The organism is Rhizobium sp. FG113 (assembly GCF_057809895.1).
The window spans coordinates 146,878-162,736 of the sequence record NZ_JBMDKV010000014.1 but is presented as its reverse complement, the minus strand read 5'-3'; the positions used below and the strand labels follow the sequence as shown (position 1 = coordinate 162,736).

Sequence of the window (15,859 nt, the reverse complement as noted above, 5' to 3'; positions counted from 1 at the left end):
GATGCCGCCGTTTCTACTCATAGCCGCGCCCGTAGGAGCTTGGAGCTTACTGTTCGGCACGCCTCAATGGGTGTTCAATTTGTTTGGTTGAGCGACCACGACACTGGCCATAGGCGCCTGTTTCGCCTTTGCTATAGGCGCATCAGGCGGATTATTGAAGAAACAGGCCGCCGCGCTTGATGTGCCAAACGATTGGCCTTGCGGCTAGGCGCTGCTGAAATGACAGCTCTGTCGCTCACAGAAGCGACAACAGGGCTGTCTCATCGGGGCTGTCGGGCGTGGCGGATTGGCCTTGCAGGGGCGGGGGAATCGCGTCGGCGATGGCCGGGCTGAGGCAGAGGAGGCGGACGCCGATGAGGGCGTCGAGGTTGGTGGAGATTTCCTTGAGGGCGAAGAAATCCTCGGCGGTGCGGCGCGAATAGAAGAGGATCGCGTCGGGTTCGTGGGCCGAGAAGAGCTCGCGGAGCAGCTGGTCGGGGATGTCGAGGCGGCGCATGCGGTAGCATTCGACGGTGGTGACGGTCAGGTTAAGGTCCGCGGCGCGGGTCTCGAAGGTTTCGGCGCGGGGGAAGCCGGCGAGGTAGAGGAGGGTGGTCTCGCTCGATCGCGCGATGTCGCGTTGCGCGATGCGGTCGGCGAGGTCTGCTCCGTCGCCGGTGGAGGCGGTGACATCAGTGAAGCCCGCTGACCTTGCTTCGTCCGCGGTCGCGTCGCCGACGGCGAAGAGGGGGCGGGAGAGGTGTGGGGCGAGGTCATCGGGGCGTTCGTTGAGAACGCGGATGGCTTCGGCGCTGGTGACCGATATCGGGCCGTCGGAGTTGGCGAGCGCCGCGAAGGCGGCGTCCGCATCGTGGGCGGGAGCCGATAGCGGCAGCATGATCGGCTCGTGTCCCATCTCCGCCAGCCGTTTTGCGGTGCGCTTGCCCGGATGCGGTGGACGGGTGACGAGCACGCGCATGCGTCGTCAGCTCCAGCTGTCGAAGAACGAGGTGCCGGCGCGGGCGCGGATATCCTGGCCGGCGCGGGTGCCGAGCGCCACCGCGTCGCGGCGGTGGCCGTCGATGGTGATGGCATGCTGGCTGCGGCCATCGGGGGTGATGATCAGGCCGTGCAGGCGGATCTGGTCGCCTTCGCAGACGGCGTAACCGCCAATCGGTGTGCGGCAGGAGCCATCCAGTGCGCCCAAAAAGGCGCGCTCGCAGGAGACGGTGTCGTAGGTCCTGATATCGTTGATCGGAGCAAGTAGCGCGTCCGTCACCGTGTCGCCGATGCGGCTTTCGATGCAGATCGCGCCCTGGGCAGGCGCCGGCGGGAAGGTGTCGGGGTCGAGGATGTCGGTGATGACCTCGACCTTGCCGAGCCGCTTCAGGCCGGCGAGCGCCAAGAGCGTCGCGTCGACCTGACCCTCGTTCAGCTTGCGCAGACGGGTGTCGACGAGGCCGCGGAAGGTGATGACGTTGATATCGGGGCGCATGCGGCGGATCAGCGCCTGGCGGCGCAGCGACGAGGAGCCGACGGTGGCGCCGTGCGGCAGGTCGATCAGCTTCGCGGCGGTGCGGCCTACGACAGCATCGCGAATGTCTTCGCGCGGCAGGTAGGCGGAGAGACAGAGCCCTTCGGGCAGCGTCGTCGGCATGTCCTTGGAGGAGTGCACGGCGATGTCGAGGTCGCCGCTTGAGAGCTTCTCTTCCAGCTCCTCGGTGAACAGGCCCTTGCCGCCGATCTCGGATAGCGAGCGATCGGTGATGCGGTCGCCCTTGGTCGAGAGCACCACGATCTCGAACATCTCCTCGGGGAGGTTATGGGCGGCCATCAGCCTGTCTCGAGCTTCGTTTGCCTGGGCGATCGCCAGCGGGCCGCCTCTGGTGCCGATCCGGAAAGGTTTTGTTTGCATCCGCATTGATCCGTTGTTACCGGAGTTTCTCGTAAACAGGTTTCAGACCCATCGCAATCAACGATCAGGCACCATGGCTCCCTTTCTGCGTATCCTCGGCATCGAAACAAGCTGCGACGAAACCGCCGCCGCCGTTGTCGAGCGGGATGCCGAGGGCGTGCCGACCGTGCGCTCCGATGTGGTGCTGAGCCAGCTCGAAGAGCATAGCGCCTATGGCGGCGTGGTGCCAGAAATCGCCGCGCGGGCGCATGTCGAGGCACTCGATACGCTGATCGACGAGGCTTTGAAACGCGCCAATGTGTCGCTGTCCGACATCGACGCCATCGCCGCGACCTCGGGTCCGGGGCTGATCGGCGGGCTGCTTGTGGGTCTGATGACCGGCAAGGCGATTGCCAAGGCATCCGGCAAGCCGCTTTACGCGGTCAACCATCTCGAGGGCCATGCGCTGACGGCGCGGCTGACGGACGGGCTTTCCTTTCCCTATCTCATGCTGCTCGTCTCAGGCGGGCATACGCAGCTGATCCTTGTGCGCGGTGTCGGCGAGTATGAGCGCTGGGGCACGACGATCGACGACGCGCTGGGCGAGGCTTTCGACAAGACGGCGAAGTTACTCAGCCTGCCCTATCCGGGCGGGCCGGCCGTCGAGCGGGCGGCGAAATCGGGCAATCCTCAACGGTTCAAGTTTCCGCGACCGCTGGTCGGCGAGGCGAAGCTCAATTTCTCCTTCTCCGGCCTGAAGACGGCTGTGCGGCAGGCGGCGACCGAGATCGCGCCGCTGACCGACCAGGACGTTGCCGATATCTGCGCCTCGTTCCAGGATGCCGTGTCGCGGACGCTGAAGGACAGGATCGGGCGCGGGCTGGAGCGGTTCAAGGCGCTCTATCCCGATGTCGAGCAGCCGGCGCTGGTGGTGGCGGGCGGCGTTGCCGCCAATCTCGTCGTGCGCGGCACGCTGCAGGCGCTGTGCGACAAGAACCGCTTCCGCTTCGTGGCGCCGCCGCTGCATCTGTGCACCGACAACGCCGTCATGATCGCCTGGGCCGGGCTGGAGCGGATGGCGACGGGCGTGGCGCCCGATGACCTCGACGTGCAGCCGCGCTCGCGCTGGCCGCTCGATTCGAGCGCCGAGACATTGCTGGGCTTCGGCAAGCGGGGAGCAAAGGCATGAGCGGAGAAAGCGAAACGATCGCCGTCATCGGCGCCGGCGCATTCGGGACTGCACTGGCGGCTGTGATCGCGCTGACGGGGCGGCACAAGGTGACGCTGATCGGCCGCGATCCTGGTCTGATGGCCGATCTTGCGGCCGAGCATCTGCACGACGCGGCGCTTCCCGGTATTCCGTTGCCCGAGACGCTGCAGTTTTCCGCAGAGCCGGATGCGATCAGTGATGCCGGCATCGTGCTCTTCGCCATGCCCTCGCAGGCGCAGGCCGATGCGGCGCGGCAGTATGAACCTTATCTGGCTAAGGATGCCGTCGTCGTCACCTGCGCCAAGGGCATTGAGAAGACCACGGGCAATCTGTTGACCGACATGCTGGCCAAGGCGCTGCCGGGGCATGCGATTGCCGTGCTGTCGGGACCGGGTTTCGCGGCCGATATCGCCAAGGGCCTGCCGACCGCGATGGTGGTTGCCGCAGAAGATGGCGAGATCGCCGAGCGGCTGGCGCAGGCGATTTCCGGGCGGACCTTCCGGCTCTATCCGTCGTCCGACAGGATCGGCGTGCAGCTGGGCGGCGCCTTGAAGAACGTGCTGGCGATTGCCTGCGGTATCGTCGAGGGCGCTGGCATCGGCGATTCGGCGCGCGCGGCGCTGATTGCGCGCGGGCTGGCCGAGATGTCGCGCTTCGTCGTTGCCAAGGGCGGGCAGGCCGATACGGTGCCGGGTCTGTCCGGTCTCGGCGACCTCGTGTTGACCGCCACCAGCCATCAATCGCGCAACCTGCGTTTCGGCATCGCGCTCGGGCGCGGCGAGACGCGCGACCCCGCGCATGGCGAGCTCGTCGAGGGGGCGTTTGCCGCCGCCGTCGTGTCGCGGCTCGCCAAGTCGCTTGATATCGACATGCCTGTCACCGACGCGGTGTCCGCAATCATCGAGGGCAAGCTCGGCATTGCCGCTGCCATCGACCAGCTGATGACCCGTCCGATCACGACCGAATAGGAGACCTCACATGTTTTTCGCCTTTGTCTGCAAGGATAAGCCTGGCCACCTCAATGTCCGCATGGAGACGCGGCCGACGCATCTGGAGCATCTCAACGCGCTCAACGAAGCCGGCACGCTGAAGATGGCCGGCCCGTTTCTCGATGCCGAGGGCAAGCCTTGCGGCAGCCTCGTGATCGTCGAGGCCGAGACCATCGAGGCGGCAACCGAAATCGCCAATGCCGATCCCTATGCGAAGGCCGGCCTGTTCGAGAGCGTCGAGGTGAAGCCCTTCAACTGGGTCTTCAACAAGCCGGAGGCGTAAGCAAGTGGCGCACTGGCTTTACAAATCCGAACCGTCCGCATGGTCCTGGGAGCAGCAGAAGGCTGCCGGTGAAAAGGGCACGGAGTGGACCGGCGTTCGCAACTATCTGGCGCGCAACAACATGCGGGCCATGCAGATCGGCGACAAGGGCTTCTTCTACCACTCCAATGACGGGCTGGAGATCGTCGGCATCGTCGAGGTCTGCGCGCTGTCGCATCCCGATTCCACCGCCAAGGGCGATCCCAAGTGGGACTGCGTCGATATCCGCGCCGTCCGCGACATGCCGAAGCCGGTGACGCTGAAGGATGTGAAGGCGAGCGAGGCGCTGTCGAAGATGTCGCTGGTGACGTCGATGCGGCTTTCCGTGCAGCCGGTGACCGACGAGGAATGGGCCGAGGTCTGCCGCATGGGCGGGCTCGACAACCCGCCGCGCTGATATCGTGAAGACCGACCCCGCGCTCTTCATCCGCGACAATACCAGCCAGATGACGCCGCCGCATGTGCCGGAGATCCGGCTCAATCTGGCGAGCGAAGCGCATGAGCTGTGGCTGAAGACGGAAGAGGAGCTCGCCGAGATCGGCCTGCCGCCGCCGTTTTGGGCTTTCGCCTGGGCGGGCGGGCAGGGGTTGGCGCGCTATGTGCTCGATCATGCCGAGACGGTTGATGGCAAGCGCGTCGTCGATTTCGCCAGCGGCTCCGGGCTGGTGGCAATCGCGGCGATGATGGCGGGCGCGGATACTGTGCTCGCCGCAGATATCGATCCTTGGACGAAGACAGCGGTGGCGCTCAATGCCAAGCTGAACGGGGTCGAGATCGGTTTTACGGGCGACAACCTGATCGGCTCGGAGATCGATGCCGATGTTCTGCTTGCCGGCGACGTGTTCTATGATCGCGACTTCGCCATGGCGCTGGTGCCGTGGTTCGAGCGGCTGGCGGCCGGTGGGGTGATCGTTCTGGTCGGCGATCCCGGGCGGGCCTATCTGCCGAAGGAGCGGCTGTCGGCCTGCGCGGTGTATCAGGTGCCGGTGACGCGGGCGCTTGAAGACAGCGAGGTTAAGAAGACAACGGTCTGGCGCTTCAACGGCTGATCTGCTCCGTCAAGGGCGGATGACGCAGACTCCTTGTTCGTAGGAGCAGGCGTTGCGACGGTTGTTCACGTGGATGACCTTGGCCATCGGCGCCAGACGGACCGTCGGCTGGTATCCATAACCGGCATAGCCGTAACCGCCGACATAGGTGCCGCCATCCGTCTCATAGGCATAGGACGAGCCGGCATAGGTGCCCGACGGGGCGCGCGCTTCGCCGCGCTGGTCGATGATGACGATGTTGCTGCGGGCAAAATTGGACGAGGGCGAGGAGAAGCGCTGGATGTAGCGGCCGCGGCCCGGATGCGGGCGGTAGCCGTCGTGGCCGCCGGCGATCTGCCGCGGGCCGTTGTTCCAGCCGCCGTAATTGCCGATGATCGACGTGCCGCGATGGCGGATGACCGAGCCGGATGCGAAGCCGTTTGCGATGCCGCGATGGCCGATACCGTGTCCGGCATTGCCATATCCGATGCCGTCGCCATGGCCGCGATCGTGGTGGCGCGAAACGAAATTGCTGCCGAAATCGCCGGCTGCTGCGGGCAGCGCGATCAGTACTGCTGCGGCGAGCGAAACGAGTTTCGAGGATGTCTTGAACATCGCGTTGGTCTCCGGAAACGGAATGCTTAACAAAGCGTTAACGCGAAAATGCGCCAAAAGCGCAGGCTTGTCCACCAAAGCTTGGAAATTCATCCGCAAGGGGTAATGGCGCGGCCGGACCTGCCTAAGTCTAAAGGGGCGTCAAGACCCAAATCGATTAAATTCCCCGGGTGCGTCAATTATACTTGTCGTTAGGTGTTTCCGTGATTAAACGTCGCCAATGATGCAACGCACGCACAGCTTTGTGACCATCGTGTGGTTGCTTGGATGCTTTCCGGATCCCGGGGAGCGAGAAAGACCGCCGCGAGGTTCTGATGGCGAACGTGACAAATAATCGGCCCCTGTCGCCGCATTTGCAGATTTATAAACCAATCCCCACCATGGTTATGTCGATCGTCCACCGTATCACCGGTGGGGCGCTCTATGTCGGTACGCTTCTGGTCGCCTGGTGGCTGATCGCGGCCGCAACCGGCGTTGGTGCTTACGACTGGGCCAACTGGGTGCTCGGCAGCATCATCGGCAAGCTCGTGCTGCTCGGCTATACCTGGGCGCTCATCCATCACATGCTCGGCGGTTTCCGCCACTTCATGTGGGACCTCGGCCACGGCTTCGACAAGCAGTTCTCGACCAAGCTCGCCATCGCCAACATCATCGCCTCGCTCTGTCTGACCTTGCTGGTCTGGGTGATCGGCTTCCTCATTCGCTTCTAAAGGTTGATCACATGGATATGCGTACCCCCTTGGGTAAGGTTCGCGGCCTCGGCTCGGCCAAGGACGGCACCGAACATTTCTGGCGCCAGCGCGTGACGGCCGTTGCCAATGTGCCGCTCTTCCTCTTCTTCATCATCTTCATGATCATCCATGCCGGCCAGCCCTATGCGGAAGTGGTCCACGCGCTGTCGAACCCCTTCGTCGCCGTCGTCATGGGCCTGATGGTCGTGTCGGGCGTCATCCACATGAAGCTCGGCATGCAGGTCATCATCGAAGACTACGTGCACCATGAAGTCACCAAGATCGCGCTCGTGATGCTCAACACCTTCTTTTCGATCCTGATGGCGGGGCTCTGTCTCTTCGCCATTCTGAAGATCGCCTTCGTAGGATAATTGATATCATGGCATCGAATTCATCCGCTCAGAATGGCCCCGCTCAGAACGGGAAGGCCTACAAGTACATCGATCACTCCTATGACGTGATCGTCGTCGGCGCCGGCGGCGCCGGCCTGCGCGCCACGCTCGGCATGGCCGAACAGGGCTTCAAGACCGCCTGCATCACCAAGGTGTTCCCGACCCGCTCGCACACTGTCGCGGCGCAGGGCGGCATCGCGGCTTCGCTGCGCAACATGACGCCCGACAGCTGGCAGTGGCACCTCTACGACACCGTCAAGGGTTCCGACTGGCTCGGCGACGTCGACGCCATGCAGTACCTCACCATGGAAGCGCCGAAGGCGGTCTATGAGCTCGAGCACTACGGCGTTCCCTTCTCGCGCAACGAAGAAGGCAAGATCTATCAGCGCCCGTTCGGCGGCCACATGCAGAACTACGGTGAGGGACCGCCGGTACAGCGCACCTGCGCCGTTGCCGACCGTACCGGCCATGCCATCCTGCACACGCTCTACGGCCAGTCGCTGCGCCACAACGCGGAATTCTTCATCGAGTATTTCGCGCTCGACCTGATCATGTCGGATGACGGCAGCCGCTGCACCGGCGTCGTGGCGTGGTGCCTCGATGACGGCACGATCCATCGCTTCGCCGCCAAGATGGTGGTGCTGGCGACCGGCGGCTACGGCCGCGCCTATTTCTCGGCGACCTCGGCCCACACCTGCACCGGCGACGGTGGCGGCATGGTTGCCCGCGCCGGCCTGCCGCTCCAGGACATGGAGTTCGTGCAGTTCCATCCGACCGGCATCTACGGCTCCGGCTGTCTGATCACCGAGGGTGCGCGCGGCGAAGGCGGTTATCTCGTCAACTCCGAGGGCGAGCGCTTCATGGAACGCTACGCGCCGTCGGCCAAGGACCTTGCCTCGCGCGACGTCGTTTCGCGCTGCATGACGCTCGAGATCCGCGAAGGTCGCGGCGTCGGCAAGAACAAGGACCACATCTTCCTGCATCTCGACCACCTCGATCCAGCCGTTCTGCACGAGCGCCTGCCGGGGATTTCCGAGAGCGCCAAGATCTTTGCCGGCGTCGATGTGACGCGCGAGCCGATCCCGGTTCTGCCGACCGTTCACTACAACATGGGCGGCATTCCGACGAACTACTGGGGTGAGGTGCTCAACGCCGACAGCTCCAACCCGGAGCGGATCATTCCGGGCCTGATGGCGGTCGGCGAAGCCGGCTGCGCCTCGGTGCACGGCGCCAACCGTCTCGGCTCCAACTCGCTGATCGACCTCGTGGTCTTCGGCCGCGCCGCCGCCATCCGCGCCGGTGAAGTCATCGACCGCGCCGCACCGGTGCCGCATCTGAACGTCGCCGCCTGCGACAAGATCATGGACCGTTTCGACGGCCTGCGTCACGCTTCCGGTAGCACGCCGACGGCCAATCTTCGCGAGAAGATGCAGCGCGCCATGCAGGAAGACGCCGCCGTGTTCCGTACGCAGGAATCGCTGGAATCGGGCTGCCAGCGCATCTCGGCCATCTGGCAGGAAATGCGCGACATCAAGGTCACCGACCGCTCGATGGTCTGGAATTCCGACCTCGTCGAGACGCTCGAGCTGCAGAACCTGATGGCCAACGCCATCACGACGATCTACGGCGCCGAAGCGCGCAAGGAGAGCCGTGGTTCGCACGCCCGCGAGGACTACACGGAAGGCGCATTCGCCGGCCGCGACGACGTCAACTGGCGCAAGCACACGCTTGCCTGGGTCAACGAGACAGGCGACGTCAAGCTCGACTACCGCCCCGTGCATACCGAGCTGATCGCGGAAGGGATCGACCCGCAGAAGATCGCGCCCAAGGCGCGTGTTTACTGATGGGGAATGTGAGAGAATAAGCGAAGGATCGTTGCCGGAGGCACTGCCATGGGTGAAATGCAGATCAAAATCGCTGACGAAGCGCTGCTGACGCGTATTTCCGATCGGGCGCGGTTGAACAACCGTTCCGTCGAGGAAGAGGTGGAGGCGCTGCTGCAGGCAGCGGTGCCGGCTCGTCCCCGACGCGAAGATCTTCCGGCGATCGCCGCCAGAATTCGCGCCATGACGCCGAAGGGCGTCAAGCAGACTGCCGCTGTGGAGATGTTGCGAGAGGACCGGGATCGTTGATCTACGTTGTCGATGCATCGGCTGCCATCGCATGGTTCGTGCCGGAGCCTGACCATATCAACGCCGATTTTCTACTTGGCGGTTCGATCCAGAGAGTTGCTCCGGATCTGATCTTTTCGGAAGTCGCCAATGTCCTGCAGCGTAAAGTTCGGCTCGGTCAAATCACGCCGCAGCAGGCGATGGACGGATTGACGACGCTGGACGAGAGCATCGATGTCGTCTTGCCGTCTCAGGCGCTGGTGAAATTGGGGTTCGAGCTGTCGCGCAAGCTCGACCACTCCGTCTACGACTGCATGTATCTGGCGGCAACGCATTCGACTGACGGCAGCTTCATGGTGACTGCCGACAAGAAATTTCTAACCAAGGCAAATGCAGCCGGCGAGGGTGGCCGGATACGGACCCTCGAAACGGCGCAGGCGCTGTTCGTCTCTGAGCAGGAAAACAAACATGGTTGAACTCGCACTTCCCAAGAATTCCCAGATACGCGAAGGCAAGGTGTGGCCGAAGCCGGCCGGTGCCACCAATACACGCGAATTCCGCGTCTATCGCTGGAGCCCCGATGATGGCCAGAACCCGTCGATTGATACGTTCTACATCGATGTCGACGATTGCGGCCCGATGGTGCTCGACGGTCTGCTCTACATCAAGAACAAGATCGACCCGACGCTGACGCTGCGCCGTTCCTGTCGCGAGGGCATCTGCGGTTCCTGCGCGATGAATATCGACGGCACGAATACGCTGGCCTGCACCAAGGGTCTCGACGACATCAAGGGCTCGGTGAAGATCTACCCGCTGCCGCATATGCCCGTCGTCAAGGACCTCGTGCCTGATCTCACCAACTTCTACGCCCAGCACCGCTCGATCGAGCCCTGGCTGAAGACGGTGTCGCCGGCGCCGGCGACAGAGTGGAAGCAGAGCCACGAAGACCGCCAGAAGCTCGACGGCCTCTACGAGTGCATCCTGTGCGCCTGCTGCTCGACCTCCTGTCCGAGCTACTGGTGGAACGGCGATCGCTATCTCGGTCCGGCCGTGCTGCTGCAGGCCTATCGCTGGCTGATCGACAGCCGCGACGAAGCCAAGGGTGAGCGCCTCGACAACCTCGAGGATCCGTTCCGCCTCTATCGCTGCCACACGATCATGAACTGCGCGCAGACCTGCCCGAAGGGTCTGAACCCGGCCAAGGCGATCGCTGAAATCAAGAAGATGATGGTCGAGCGCCGCGTCTGACGCGAGCCATCCATCCGGCGGCCCTTGTCGGGCCGCCGATGCCTGCCGGTGCGAGATGATCATCGTTCAATCGTGAAACAGGCGACAGCATTTCCAGAAGAAATGACTGGTCATCACCTTGCTGACAAATTCTATCTTCAGGAAGTTCTCAGCCGTAAAGGTTGAATTGCGCTGTCACAGGCCTAGCTCCGTCAGGCAATTCACGGCCATTACGGCTTGATTAACCAAAGTGAAACACGTTCATTCGAAAATAAGCTAATTACTATTTTCATGCGACAAAAGCGGACATTCGGGAGCATTCAGATGCAGTTGCGATATGCGATGACAGGTATGGCGGTTGTTCTGTCACTCGCCGGTTGCCAGCGTACGGCCTATAACGACGCGAGCTACAGCGCAGCGCCGGCGCCTTTGACGGCACAGCCGGTGCCTTCGGTGCAGGGCGGTCAGCTGCCTCCTCTCGGTGGTTCCTCGCAGTTCCCGGCCGCTCCGGCCACGACGGCGCCGATGGGCGGCGTGCAGGGCGGCGGCGCAATGGCGGCCAATGGCGGCGGTCTCGACGTTACCAAGGAATCCCTGGTCGGCAGCTGGCGGGTCAACGGCTCCTGCGACATGTTCCTGACGCTCACCAACCTCGGCAGCGGTTCGCGCGGCGGTACGCGCGGCTGCGTCGGCGAGCTGACGGCGATGGGCTCTTGGGAAGTGTCGGGCAAGCAGGTCCTGTTCAAGGATCGCAACGGCAGCCAGATCGGCAGCGTCTACAAGACCGCCGACAACGCCTTCAGCGGCCAGACCAGCAGCGGCCAGCCGATCGCGCTCAGCCGATAAGCGAGCCGGCGGCTCGCTCCGCCGATCTTTTCCAGGCGGATTATCTCAATGCAACCGATGCCAGACTACAGCTTGAGCGTCAGCGAACAATTGAAGTCGCTGACGGCCTCAGGCTCGCTTCAACTCGACTCCGCCCAGATACATGTGGCGAAGTGCCTGGATCGGGTGCTGTCGGAACTCAAGCAGAAGCGTCCGGCGGCGAAATCGAGCGCGCTCGGGTGGCTGTTCGCGGCCAAGAAGAAATCGACAGAGCCGGTCAAGGGTCTCTACATTCACGGCAGCGTCGGCCGCGGCAAGACGATGCTGATGGACATGTTCTTCGACATGGCGCCCTGCGCCAGGAAGAGGCGGGCGCATTTTCACGAGTTCATGGCCGACGTGCACAACCGCATCGCCGCCCACCGGCTGCGGCTGAAGAACGGCGAGACCAAGCAGGCCGATCCGATCCCGGTCGTGGGTGCCGCACTCTATGACGAAGCCGAGCTTCTGTGCTTCGATGAATTCACGGTGACCGATATCGCCGATGCGATGATCCTGTCGCGGCTGTTTTCCGACCTGTTCGGTCGCGGCTGCGTGCTGGTCGCCACCTCCAACGTCGAGCCCGTCAATCTCTATCGTGACGGCCTCAACCGTGGTCTCTTCCTGCCGTTCATCGATCTCCTCAACAAGCACGTCGAGACCGTGACGCTGGATTCTCCGACGGACTACCGGATGGAGAAGATCGACAGTCTGCCCGTCTACATCACGCCCCTCGACCGTCATGCCGACATGGCCATGGACGCCGCCTGGAACCAGGCGCTGCATGGGCGCAAGGCGCAGCCGATCGAGCTGCCGATGAAGGGGCGCTCGATCCATGTGCCGCTCGCCGTCGACCGGCTGGCGCGGTTCACCTTCTCGGATCTCTGCGACAAGCCGCTCGGTGCAGCCGACTTCCTTGTCATCTCCGAACGCTTTGATGCCATATTTGTCGATCACGTTCCCATGCTCGGACCCGAGAAGCGGAACCAGACGAAGCGCTTCATCATTTTGGTCGATACGCTCTACGACCATGCGGTAAGGCTCTATATCTCGGCGGCGGCCATGCCTGAGAACTTGTTGACACAAGCGCGTGGTACCGAAGGTTTCGAGTTCGACCGGACGGCATCGCGCCTTTTCGAGATGCGGAGTTCGGAATATCTGGCTCTGCACCACGAGAAACGAGCCGCCGAATAGCAGTTTCATGACAAAAACTCTTACGTTTACGTAAGTAATTTGTCTTCTAAACGATTGAAATTGCTGGTCTCAAAATAATCAGTTGCCATTTTTGGCCTTAGGGTCTATGCGATTGCGGCAATTGGGCGCAGCCCCTCAGTGCGTCGCCCGACGAATTTTGGTCGCAAAGGAAACACCGAAATGGCGCGTAACAAAATCGCTCTCATTGGTTCTGGCATGATTGGTGGCACGCTGGCGCATCTCGCCGGCCTCAAGGAGCTGGGTGACATCGTTCTCTTCGATATCGCCGACGGCATCCCGCAGGGTAAGGGCCTCGACATCGCGCAGTCCTCGCCGGTTGAAGGCTTCGATGCCAATCTGACTGGCGCAAGCGACTACTCCGCAATCGAAGGCGCAGACGTCTGCATCGTCACCGCCGGCGTCGCCCGCAAGCCGGGCATGAGCCGCGACGACCTGCTCGGCATCAACCTCAAGGTCATGGAACAGGTCGGCGCCGGCATCAAGAAGTATGCCCCGAACGCCTTCGTGATCTGCATCACCAACCCGCTCGACGCCATGGTCTGGGCGCTGCAGAAGTTCTCCGGCCTTCCGGCCAACAAGGTCGTCGGCATGGCCGGCGTTCTGGATAGCTCGCGCTTCCGCCTCTTCCTCTCCAAGGAATTCAACGTTTCCGTACAGGACGTCACCGCTTTCGTTCTCGGCGGCCACGGCGACACGATGGTGCCGCTCGCACGTTACTCCACCGTTGGCGGCATTCCGCTCACCGACCTCGTCACCATGGGTTGGGTCACCAAGGAGCGCCTCGAAGAAATCATCCAGCGCACCCGTGATGGCGGCGCCGAAATCGTTGGTCTCTTGAAGACCGGCTCGGCCTACTACGCACCGGCCGCTTCGGCGATCGAAATGGCTGAATCCTACCTCAAGGACAAGAAGCGCGTCCTGCCTTGCGCAGCGCAGCTCTCCGGCCAGTACGGCGTCAAGGACATGTATGTCGGCGTTCCCACCATCATCGGTGCCGGTGGCGTCGAGCGCATCATCGAGATCGACCTGAACAAGGCCGAAAAGGAAGCCTTCGACAAGTCCGTCGCCGCTGTCGCCGGCCTGTGCGAAGCCTGCATCAACATCGCGCCGTCGCTGAAATAAGCCGCCGACCGCTGACGCAATCCAAACAGGAACAGATCCATGAACATTCATGAATATCAGGCCAAGGCTCTGCTCAAGGGCTATGGTGCGCCGGTCGCCAAGGGCGTGCCGATCCTCAAGGTCGAGGAAGCCGAAGCCGCCGCCAAGTCGCTGCCGGGCCCGCTCTACGTGGTCAAGAGCCAGATCCATGCTGGTGGTCGCGGCAAGGGCAAGTTCAAGGAACTCGGCCCCGACGCCAAGGGCGGCGTTCGCCTTGCCAAGTCGATCGACGAAGTCGTCGCTCACGCCAAGGAAATGCTCGGCAACACGCTGGTAACGGCGCAGACGGGCGAAGCCGGCAAGCAGGTCAACCGTCTCTACATCGAAGACGGCGCCGACATCGATCGCGAACTCTATTGCTCGCTGCTGGTCGACCGTTCGGTCGGTCAGGTTGCCTTCGTGGTTTCGACCGAAGGCGGCATGGACATCGAAGCTGTCGCCCACGACACGCCCGAGAAAATCCACACGATCGCCATCAACCCGGAAGCCGGTGTAACGGCTGACGACGTCGCCAAGATCGTCAAGGCCCTGGAACTTTCCGGTGCTGCCGCCGAAGACGCCAAGTCGCTGTTCCCGGCGCTCTACAAGGCGTTCGGCGAAAAGGACATGGCGCTCCTCGAAGTCAACCCGCTGATCGTCATGAAGGACGGCCACCTGCGCGTCCTTGACGCCAAGATGTCCTTCGACGGCAACGCGCTGTTCCGCCATGACGACGTCAAGGCGCTGCGCGACGAGACCGAAGAAGACGCCAAGGAAATCGAAGCCTCCAAGTGGGACCTCGCCTACGTTGCTCTCGACGGCAATATCGGCTGCATGGTCAACGGCGCCGGTCTCGCCATGGCGACGATGGACATCATCAAGCTGTACGGCAAGGAGCCGGCTAACTTCTGCGACGTCGGCGGCGGCGCCGGCAAGGAGAAGGTCGCGGCTGCCTTCAAGATCATCACGGCCGACCCGAAGGTCGAGGGCATCCTCGTCAACATCTTCGGCGGCATCATGAAGTGCGACGTCATCGCCGAAGGCGTTGTCGCAGCGGTTCAGGAAGTCGGTCTCAAGGTTCCGCTCGTCGTTCGCCTCGAAGGCACCAATGTCGAGCTCGGCAAGAAGATCCTCAACGAATCCGGTCTCGCGATCACGGCAGCTGACGATCTCGACGATGCCGCCAAGAAGATCGTCGCGGCGATCAACGCCTAATTTGAGGACCTGATAGATGTCTATTCTCGTAAACAAGAATACCAAGGTTCTCGTTCAGGGCCTGACCGGCAAGACCGGTACTTTCCACACCGAACAGGCGCTCGCCTATTACGGCACGCAGATGGTCGGCGGTATCCACCCGAAGAAGGGTGGCGAAACCTGGACCGGCTCGAAGGGTGAAAGCCTGCCGATCTTCGCTTCGGTCGCCGAAGCCAAGGAACGCACCGGTGCCGACGCTTCGGTCATCTACGTTCCGCCGGCTGGTGCCGCTGACGCGATCATCGAGGCTGTTGACGCCGAGATCCCGTTCATCACCTGCATCACCGAGGGTATCCCTGTCATGGACATGGTTCGCGTCAAGGCTCGCCTCGACCGCTCCAAGTCGCGACTGCTCGGCCCCAACTGCCCGGGTATCCTGACGCCGGAAGAATGCAAGATCGGCATCATGCCGGGCTCGATCTTCCGCAAGGGTTCGGTCGGTATCGTTTCGCGCTCCGGCACGCTGACTTACGAAGCCGTTTTCCAGACGTCGAACGAAGGCCTCGGCCAGACGACGGCTGTCGGCATCGGCGGCGATCCGGTCAAGGGCACCGAGTTCATCGACGTGCTCGAGATGTTCCTGGCCGACGAAGCCACGACCTCGATCATCATGATCGGCGAAATCGGCGGTTCGGCTGAAGAAGACGCGGCACAGTTCCTGATCGACGAAGCCAAGAAGGGCCGGAAGAAGCCGATGGCCGGCTTCATCGCGGGCCGTACCGCTCCGAAGGGCCGCACCATGGGCCACGCCGGCGCTGTCGTTTCCGGCGGCAAGGGCGATGCGGAATCCAAGATCGCTGCCATGGAAGCAGCCGGCATCAAGGTTTCGCCTTCGCCGGCACGCCTCGGCACGACGCTGGTTGAAGTCCTCAAGGGCTAAGCCAATCT

19 protein-coding genes are annotated in these 15,859 nt (G+C 62.8%); 16 read left to right on the top strand and 3 right to left on the bottom strand.

The window, feature by feature from the left end:
- Positions 1 to 235: 235 nt before the first annotated feature.
- The gene (locus tag ACODTZ_RS26075; protein ID WP_489029223.1) at positions 236 to 958 is read right to left on the bottom strand and encodes a uroporphyrinogen-III synthase; all 723 of its coding nucleotides are present in this window, start codon (positions 956 to 958) and stop codon (positions 236 to 238) included.
- Positions 959 to 964: 6 nt separating this feature from the next.
- A complete protein-coding gene (gene hemC / locus ACODTZ_RS26070) occupies positions 965 to 1,894 on the bottom strand; it encodes a hydroxymethylbilane synthase (protein ID WP_209234397.1) in 930 nt (309 codons plus the stop codon).
- A 73-nt stretch (positions 1,895 to 1,967) separates the two neighbouring features.
- On the opposite strand from hemC, the gene tsaD reads away from it, so the two are divergent.
- The 5 genes from tsaD to ACODTZ_RS26045 are packed head-to-tail and all read left to right on the top strand — an operon-like array spanning position 1,968 to position 5,443.
- On the top strand, positions 1,968 to 3,062 hold the full coding sequence (tsaD, locus tag ACODTZ_RS26065; protein WP_489029221.1) for a tRNA (adenosine(37)-N6)-threonylcarbamoyltransferase complex transferase subunit TsaD: 1,095 nt from the start codon (positions 1,968 to 1,970) through the stop codon (positions 3,060 to 3,062).
- Positions 3,059 to 4,051: an NAD(P)H-dependent glycerol-3-phosphate dehydrogenase gene (locus tag ACODTZ_RS26060; RefSeq protein WP_489029219.1), complete on the top strand. Its 993-nt coding sequence runs from the start codon at positions 3,059 to 3,061 to the stop codon at positions 4,049 to 4,051. The genes tsaD and ACODTZ_RS26060 overlap by 4 nt, the downstream gene beginning before the upstream one ends.
- A 10-nt stretch (positions 4,052 to 4,061) precedes the next feature.
- A complete protein-coding gene (locus tag ACODTZ_RS26055; RefSeq protein ID WP_047508745.1) occupies positions 4,062 to 4,355 on the top strand; it encodes a YciI-like protein in 294 nt (97 codons plus the stop codon).
- Between the two features lie 4 nt (positions 4,356 to 4,359).
- Positions 4,360 to 4,791 carry an EVE domain-containing protein gene (locus tag ACODTZ_RS26050; protein ID WP_018902306.1) on the top strand — a complete coding sequence of 144 codons (432 nt, stop codon included), beginning with the start codon at positions 4,360 to 4,362 and terminating at the stop codon, positions 4,789 to 4,791.
- Positions 4,792 to 4,795: 4 nt separating this feature from the next.
- Positions 4,796 to 5,443, top strand: coding sequence for a class I SAM-dependent methyltransferase (locus tag ACODTZ_RS26045; protein ID WP_489029216.1), 648 nt, complete (start codon positions 4,796 to 4,798; stop codon positions 5,441 to 5,443).
- Positions 5,444 to 5,452: 9 nt separating this feature from the next.
- Here ACODTZ_RS26045 and ACODTZ_RS26040 read toward each other — a convergent pair whose 3' ends face one another.
- The gene (locus ACODTZ_RS26040) at positions 5,453 to 6,037 is read right to left on the bottom strand and encodes a hypothetical protein (protein ID WP_489029214.1); all 585 of its coding nucleotides are present in this window, start codon (positions 6,035 to 6,037) and stop codon (positions 5,453 to 5,455) included.
- A gap of 314 nt (positions 6,038 to 6,351) precedes the next feature.
- On the opposite strand from ACODTZ_RS26040, the gene sdhC reads away from it, so the two are divergent.
- The 11 genes from sdhC (at position 6,352) to sucD (ending at position 15,851) form a co-directional block, all read left to right on the top strand.
- Positions 6,352 to 6,747: a succinate dehydrogenase, cytochrome b556 subunit gene (gene sdhC / locus ACODTZ_RS26035; protein WP_026283703.1), complete on the top strand. Its 396-nt coding sequence runs from the start codon at positions 6,352 to 6,354 to the stop codon at positions 6,745 to 6,747.
- 11 nt (positions 6,748 to 6,758) lie between these two features.
- Positions 6,759 to 7,139: a succinate dehydrogenase, hydrophobic membrane anchor protein gene (gene sdhD / locus ACODTZ_RS26030; protein ID WP_047508738.1), complete on the top strand. Its 381-nt coding sequence runs from the start codon at positions 6,759 to 6,761 to the stop codon at positions 7,137 to 7,139.
- Positions 7,140 to 7,147: 8 nt separating this feature from the next.
- Complete coding sequence (gene sdhA, locus ACODTZ_RS26025) at positions 7,148 to 9,004, top strand: succinate dehydrogenase flavoprotein subunit (protein WP_018902311.1); 1,857 nt, start codon at positions 7,148 to 7,150, stop codon at positions 9,002 to 9,004.
- Positions 9,005 to 9,052: 48 nt separating this feature from the next.
- A complete protein-coding gene (locus tag ACODTZ_RS26020) occupies positions 9,053 to 9,292 on the top strand; it encodes a hypothetical protein (protein ID WP_047508734.1) in 240 nt (79 codons plus the stop codon).
- A complete protein-coding gene (locus ACODTZ_RS26015; RefSeq protein WP_052214032.1) occupies positions 9,289 to 9,747 on the top strand; it encodes a type II toxin-antitoxin system VapC family toxin in 459 nt (152 codons plus the stop codon). Before ACODTZ_RS26020 ends, ACODTZ_RS26015 begins: the two co-directional genes overlap by 4 nt.
- Positions 9,740 to 10,519, top strand: a complete 780-nt coding sequence (locus ACODTZ_RS26010; RefSeq protein ID WP_018902314.1) for a succinate dehydrogenase iron-sulfur subunit — start codon at positions 9,740 to 9,742, stop codon at positions 10,517 to 10,519. The genes ACODTZ_RS26015 and ACODTZ_RS26010 overlap by 8 nt, the downstream gene beginning before the upstream one ends.
- Positions 10,520 to 10,822: 303 nt before the next feature.
- The gene (locus ACODTZ_RS26005; protein WP_489029210.1) at positions 10,823 to 11,344 is read left to right on the top strand and encodes a protease inhibitor Inh/omp19 family protein; all 522 of its coding nucleotides are present in this window, start codon (positions 10,823 to 10,825) and stop codon (positions 11,342 to 11,344) included.
- A gap of 48 nt (positions 11,345 to 11,392) precedes the next feature.
- On the top strand, positions 11,393 to 12,556 hold the full coding sequence (gene zapE / locus ACODTZ_RS26000; RefSeq protein WP_489029208.1) for a cell division protein ZapE: 1,164 nt from the start codon (positions 11,393 to 11,395) through the stop codon (positions 12,554 to 12,556).
- 180 nt (positions 12,557 to 12,736) lie between these two features.
- Complete coding sequence (gene mdh / locus ACODTZ_RS25995; RefSeq protein ID WP_018902317.1) at positions 12,737 to 13,699, top strand: malate dehydrogenase; 963 nt, start codon at positions 12,737 to 12,739, stop codon at positions 13,697 to 13,699.
- A gap of 39 nt (positions 13,700 to 13,738) precedes the next feature.
- Positions 13,739 to 14,932, top strand: coding sequence for an ADP-forming succinate--CoA ligase subunit beta (gene sucC / locus ACODTZ_RS25990; RefSeq protein ID WP_037181991.1), 1,194 nt, complete (start codon positions 13,739 to 13,741; stop codon positions 14,930 to 14,932).
- 16 nt (positions 14,933 to 14,948) lie between these two features.
- The gene (gene sucD / locus ACODTZ_RS25985; RefSeq protein ID WP_047508726.1) at positions 14,949 to 15,851 is read left to right on the top strand and encodes a succinate--CoA ligase subunit alpha; all 903 of its coding nucleotides are present in this window, start codon (positions 14,949 to 14,951) and stop codon (positions 15,849 to 15,851) included.
- Positions 15,852 to 15,859: the final 8 nt, after the last annotated feature.